We start from the raw sequence: 421 nt of genomic DNA, 5'->3' as shown, positions 1-421 counted from the left end.
ACAAAAAAGTGATGTACCTGACCGTTCCTTTGCTTTGGGCAGCGGTGATTGCATGTGCCTATACGGTATCTCAATACGAATGGTCCTGGTTTAACTTTATTGGTGGAGCCTTAACAGCAGGTTTAGCCGCTGGAATTGGCGTTAACCTTGGCCACGAGATGGGCCATAAGGTCAATGACCGAACGCAGGTGTTTTTTGCAAAGATGGCTCTAGCTTTACCGGGATATGGGCACTTTTTTATCGAGCACAACAAAGGCCATCACAAAGATGTGTCGACGCCTGAAGATCCTGCATCATCAAGAATGGGCGAGTCTATCTATCAATTCGTAAAACGAGAAGTGCCTGGGGCATTTCGCCGAGCATGGGAGCTGGAAAGCGCAAGGTTGAAGCGACAGGGTAAGTCAGAGTGGTCGTTACAGAA

General features: G+C 48.2%; 1 protein-coding gene. It reads left to right on the top strand.

Going from position 1 to position 421, the window contains the following annotated elements; genetic code table 11:
* Positions 1–421, top strand: a 421-nt coding sequence (locus tag A3729_RS10770; protein ID WP_197475795.1) for a fatty acid desaturase, incomplete at both ends; no start/stop codon positions are given.

The sequence above is a fragment of the Oleiphilus sp. HI0043 genome (assembly GCF_001634935.1).
Note: the sequence above shows the minus strand (reverse complement) of the source record. Positions and strands in the feature narration are given on the sequence as shown.